Origin of the sequence: Piscinibacter sp., assembly GCF_050175855.1 — a bacterium.
Taxonomy (GTDB): Bacteria; Pseudomonadota; Gammaproteobacteria; order Burkholderiales; family Burkholderiaceae_C; genus Piscinibacter.
This window is the reverse complement of record NZ_JBFXIO010000410.1, coordinates 1-4,247: the sequence shown is the minus strand read 5'-3', so window position 1 is coordinate 4,247 and position 4,247 is coordinate 1. Positions and strand designations below refer to the sequence as shown.

The window sequence follows — 4,247 nt, the reverse complement described above, 5'->3', positions numbered from 1 at the left end:
TCGGAGAACAAGATCCCCTTCGACGAGGCGCTCAAGCGCGGCGAGAAGCCGATGCGCGAGTTCATGCTCAAGCAGACGCGGCAGTCCGACGTGATGCTGGTCTCGCGCCTGGCCAAGATCGATGCGGCCACGCCGGCGGCCGAGGTGCCGTTCAAGGTGCTGGTACCGGCCTTCGTGACCAGCGAGCTCAAGAGCGCGTTCCAGATCGGCTTCCTGATCTTCATTCCCTTCCTCATCATCGACATGGTGGTGGCCAGCGTGCTGATGAGCCTGGGCATGATGATGCTCAGCCCGGTGCTGGTGGCCCTGCCCTTCAAGCTGATGCTGTTCGTGCTGGCCGACGGCTGGAACCTGCTGCTCGGCTCCCTTGCCGCGAGCTTCGTGACATGAATCCCCAGATCGTCTTCACCTTCGGCCAGGAAGGCCTGTACACGCTGCTGATGGTGGCCGCGCCGATGCTGCTGACCGTGCTGGCCGTCGGCCTGCTGGTGAGCATCTTCCAGGCCGCCACGCAGATCAACGAGGCCACGCTGACCTTCGTGCCGAAGATCGTCGCCGCAGTGGCGGTGCTGGCGGTGGCCGGCCCGTGGATGCTGACCACGCTGGTCGAGTACCTGCAGCGCACGCTGCAGGCGATCCCGACCGTCGTCGGATAGCCTGCGCCGAGGGCCCATGCTCACGTTCACCGAAGCGCAGATCCTCGCCTGGATCACGCCGGTGATCTGGCCGTTCCTGCGCGTGCTCGCGCTGCTGGGCACGCTGCCGGTGATCGGCCAGCGCACGGTGCCGGCGCGTGCCCGCGTGGCGCTGGCCTTCCTGATCGCCGTGTGCGCGCAGGCCTCGCTGCCGCCGATTCCGCCGATCCCGCTCGACTCGGCCGTGACCTTCCTCGTCGTGCTGCAGCAGATCGTGATCGGCGTGTCGCTCGGCTTCGCGGTGCGCATCGTCTTCGCCGCGGTGGAGTTCGCCGGCGAGCTGGTCGGGCTGCAGATGGGCCTGAATTTCGCCGGCTTCTTCGACCCCGCCACCGGCGGCCAGACCACCGCCGTGAGCCGCTTCTTCGGCGTCACGGTGAGCTGGGTGTTCGTCGTCACCGGCGGCCACCTGCTGGTGATCGCCGGCGTGATGCAGAGCTTTCACAGCTTCCCGGTGAGCCCGGAGCCATTCGCCTTCGTCAAGACGGTGCTGCCGCACCGCTGGGGCGCCGAGGTGTTCGCCATCGGCCTGTGGATCGCGCTGCCAATGGTGGCGATGCTGCTGTTCGTCAACCTGGTGATGGGCATCACCTCGCGCGTGGCTCAGCAGCTCAACCTGTTCGCGATCGGCTTCCCGATCACGCTGACGGTGGGCCTGGTCGGTGTACTGCTGACGCTGCCGATGATGCAGGCACCGTTCACGATGGCGCTCGAGCGGATGCTCCAGCACTTCCTCTAGCAGCCTCCGCCGCCTCGTGAGGCGGCAGGGTGTCCTCGAAACCATCGGAGTGGATGGTCGACCCCGGGCCTTGCCCGTGCCAGGTCGACGGCCCTTCCAGGTTGCGCTCGCGCCACCAGGTCAGGCCACGGTCGACCAGCAGCCAGGCGACGACGCCTCCGACGACGACGATGAGGGCAGTGATCATGCGCTGGGTTCCACGGTTCGTGAGAATGTACGCAGGCAGCCAGGGTGCTTCAACGGGGCACCCCCGCGGATGAGGGCGTTCGCAGGGGCAGCAGTCCTGCACGCGCGGCGGCGGAGACCGCGTCGGTGAGGTCGCGCAGCACCCGCGACTCCAGGCTCCAGCGCTGCCAGTACAGCGGCACGTCCAGCGCGCGGCCCGGCGCCAGCTCCACGAGATCGCCGCTGGCCAGCAGCGGCGCCACCAGCGCCTCGGGGTTCATGCCCCAGCCCAGCCCGTGCAGCGCGGCGTGCACGAAGCCGTGGGTGCTGGGAATGCGGTGCTGCGGCGGCTGCAACCGGCGCCGCGACAGCAGCCGCAGGAAGCGGGCCTGCAGCTGGTCCTTCTGGTTGAAGACGCTGCACGGCGCCCGGGCCAGCGCATCGTCGTCCACGCCGCGCGGGAAGTGCCGGCGCATGAAGGCCGGGCTGGCCACCGCCCGGTAGCGCATGCGCCCGAGCGGACTCACCTTGCAGCCCTGCACCGGCACCGGCTCGGCGCTCACCGCGGCGAGCACACGGCCCTGGCGCAGCAGTTCGCTGGAGTGGTCCTGGTCCTCGACGTGCAGGTCCAGGCCAACCTCGTGGCGCTCGCGCAGCGCCGCCAGCGCCGGCACGAACCAGGTGGCCAGCGAGTCGGCGTTGACGGCAATGGCCAGCGGCAGCGACGGTGCGGCGTCGCCGTCCAACCCGAACGGAGCCAGCGCCTGGGCCTCCAGCAGCTGCAGCTGCTGCGCATGGCGCTGCAGCGATTCGCCGGCCTCGGTGGCCACACAGGGGCTGCCGCGGCGGATCAGCACCCGGCCGAGCCGTTCCTCCAGCGCCTTGATGCGCTGGCTTACCGCCGAGGGCGTGACGTGCAGCGCGCGCGCCGCGGCGTCGAAGCTGCCTTCGCGCAGCACGGCGGCGAAGGCGGCGAGTTGGCGGGAGTCGAGCTGCATCAGTTTGGCTAATGGAACTTCAGGAAGTTTAGCTGGACGTGATCGCAGCCCGCCGCGAGCATGGCGGGCGACATGAACGCCGCCGTCTTCTTCCAGGGCTTCGCCACCTCGCTTGCGCTGATCGTCGCCATCGGTGCGCAGAACGCCTTCGTGCTGCGCCAGGGGCTGGCGCGCAGCCACGTGCTGCCGGTGGTGCTGGTGTGCGCGCTGTCGGATGCGCTGCTGATCTCGCTGGGCGTGGCCGGGCTCGGCCGCTGGGTGCAGGAGCACCCGGTGCTGCTGACGGTCACGCGCTGGGGCGGTGCGGCCTTCCTGGTCGCCTACGGCGTGCTGGCGGCGCGGCGGGCGCTCTCGCCGCATGCGCTGTCGGTGCAGGGCGGCGCAGTGGGCGACCTGCGCGGTGCGATCGCCGCGTGCCTCGCCTTCACCTACCTGAACCCGCACTGCTGGCTCGACACCGTGGTGCTGCTCGGCTCGATCGCCGCGCAGCAGCCCGAAGACGCGCGCACCGTGTTCGGCGCCGGCGCGGCCAGCGCGAGCGCCGTGTGGTTCTTCTCGCTGGGCTACGGCGCTCGCCTGCTGGCGCCGCTGTTCGCGCGCCCGGCCGCGTGGCGGGTGCTCGATGCGGCGATCGCCCTGGTGATGTGGGCGATCGCAGCGTCTCTCATTTACCCACGGTGATCCACTGCACCTCGAGCCAGTTGTCGGCCCGGTGAACGGCGGTCACGTTGCTGCGCGCCGCCCAGGGGATCACCTGGCGGTGCAGCGGGATCACGTGCACCTGCTCCTTGTACTCGCGCATCGCCGCCTTGATCAGGCCTTCGCGCTTCTTCGCATCGGGCTCGACGCTGCTCTGCGCGGCCAGCGCGTCGAACTTGTCGTTCTTGACGCCGCCGAAGTTCCAGTAGCCCACGCCCTTTTCGCCGCGGTTGCGCAGCACCGGCGTGAAGGTGGTCTCCGCGTCGGTGATGGCGCCGCCCCAGCCAAGCATGTACAGGCTGGTGTCCTGCTTCTCGATCTTCGGGAAGTAGGTGGCGCGCGGTTGCGCGCTGACCTTGACCTTGATCTTCAGCTGCGCCCACATGCCGGCCAGCGCGATGCAGATCTCCTCGTCGTTGATGTAGCGGTTGTTCGGGCAATCGAGCGTGACCTCGAAGCCGTCGGCGTAGCCGGCGTCGGCCATCAGCTTGCGTGCGGCGGCCAGGTCGTAGGGCAGCCGGCCCTCGATCTCCGGGTCGTTGTAGGAGCCCAGAGGTGAAGGCGTCAGGCCGCCGGTCGGGTAGCTCTGGCCGTTCATCAGCTTGGTCTTGATGGTCTCGATGTCCACTGCCTGGTACATCGCCCGGCGCACGCGCTGGTCCTTGAAGGGGTTCTTGTCTCCCGGCACGTTGCCGTACAGCAGCTTGTCGCGGAACTGGTCCATGCCGATGAAGACGATGCGGTTCTCCGGCCCGTCGATGATCTTCACGCCGGCGGTGTTGCGCAGGCGCGGCACGTCGCGCGGGGCCGGGTCGAGCACGAAGTCGATCTCGCCGGAGACCAGCGCGGCCAGTCGCGTGGCGTCGTTGCCGATCGGCGTGTAGACGATCTCGTGCACGTTGCCCTCGAACTTGCCCCACCAGTTCGGGTTGCGCTTAGATCGGAAGAGCG

7 protein-coding genes are annotated in these 4,247 nt (G+C 69.1%); 4 read left to right on the top strand and 3 right to left on the bottom strand.

All coding sequences use genetic code 11. The features are described from left to right. The 3 genes from AB7U92_RS22705 to fliR all read left to right on the top strand — a co-directional run. A partial coding sequence (locus AB7U92_RS22705) for a flagellar type III secretion system pore protein FliP (RefSeq protein WP_428582374.1) occupies positions 1 to 390 on the top strand: 390 nt, incomplete at its 5' end. Next, on the top strand, positions 387 to 656 hold the full coding sequence (gene fliQ, locus AB7U92_RS22700) for a flagellar biosynthesis protein FliQ (protein WP_428582372.1): 270 nt from the start codon (positions 387 to 389) through the stop codon (positions 654 to 656). The genes AB7U92_RS22705 and fliQ, both read left to right, overlap by 4 nt. Before the next feature lie 16 nt (positions 657 to 672). Beyond that, on the top strand, positions 673 to 1,434 hold the full coding sequence (gene fliR, locus AB7U92_RS22695; RefSeq protein ID WP_428582370.1) for a flagellar biosynthetic protein FliR: 762 nt from the start codon (positions 673 to 675) through the stop codon (positions 1,432 to 1,434). On the opposite strand, the gene AB7U92_RS22690 is transcribed toward fliR, so the two are convergent. Together AB7U92_RS22690 and AB7U92_RS22685 are read right to left on the bottom strand one after the other, a co-directional pair. Beyond that, entirely contained in the window at positions 1,394 to 1,621 is a 228-nt protein-coding gene (locus AB7U92_RS22690; protein ID WP_428582368.1) for a hypothetical protein, read from the bottom strand. The two genes, fliR and AB7U92_RS22690, sit on opposite strands and share 41 nt — an antisense overlap. A gap of 49 nt (positions 1,622 to 1,670) precedes the next feature. Then, positions 1,671 to 2,597 carry a LysR family transcriptional regulator ArgP gene (locus AB7U92_RS22685; RefSeq protein ID WP_428582366.1) on the bottom strand — a complete coding sequence of 309 codons (927 nt, stop codon included), beginning with the start codon at positions 2,595 to 2,597 and terminating at the stop codon, positions 1,671 to 1,673. 72 nt (positions 2,598 to 2,669) lie between these two features. On the opposite strand from AB7U92_RS22685, the gene AB7U92_RS22680 reads away from it, so the two are divergent. Then, positions 2,670 to 3,278 (top strand): LysE/ArgO family amino acid transporter, encoded by a 609-nt coding sequence (locus AB7U92_RS22680; protein ID WP_428582364.1) that lies wholly within the window; start codon positions 2,670 to 2,672, stop codon positions 3,276 to 3,278. On the opposite strand, the gene AB7U92_RS22675 is transcribed toward AB7U92_RS22680, so the two are convergent. Beyond that, on the bottom strand, positions 3,262 to 4,247 hold a 986-nt coding region (locus tag AB7U92_RS22675; RefSeq protein WP_428582362.1), incomplete at its 5' end, for an ABC transporter substrate-binding protein. The genes AB7U92_RS22680 and AB7U92_RS22675 overlap by 17 nt on opposite strands.

Bases quoted from the DNA above. Each gene is read 5' to 3' on its own strand.
- AB7U92_RS22680 (WP_428582364.1), top strand. From the start codon at position 2,670: ATGAACGCCGCCGTCTTCTTCCAGGGCTTCGCCACCTCGCTTGCGCTG.
- AB7U92_RS22685 (WP_428582366.1), bottom strand. From the start codon at position 2,597: ATGCAGCTCGACTCCCGCCAACTCGCCGCCTTCGCCGCCGTGCTGCGC.
- fliR (WP_428582370.1), top strand. From the start codon at position 673: ATGCTCACGTTCACCGAAGCGCAGATCCTCGCCTGGATCACGCCGGTG.
- fliQ (WP_428582372.1), top strand. From the start codon at position 387: ATGAATCCCCAGATCGTCTTCACCTTCGGCCAGGAAGGCCTGTACACG.
- AB7U92_RS22690 (WP_428582368.1), bottom strand. From the start codon at position 1,621: ATGATCACTGCCCTCATCGTCGTCGTCGGAGGCGTCGTCGCCTGGCTG.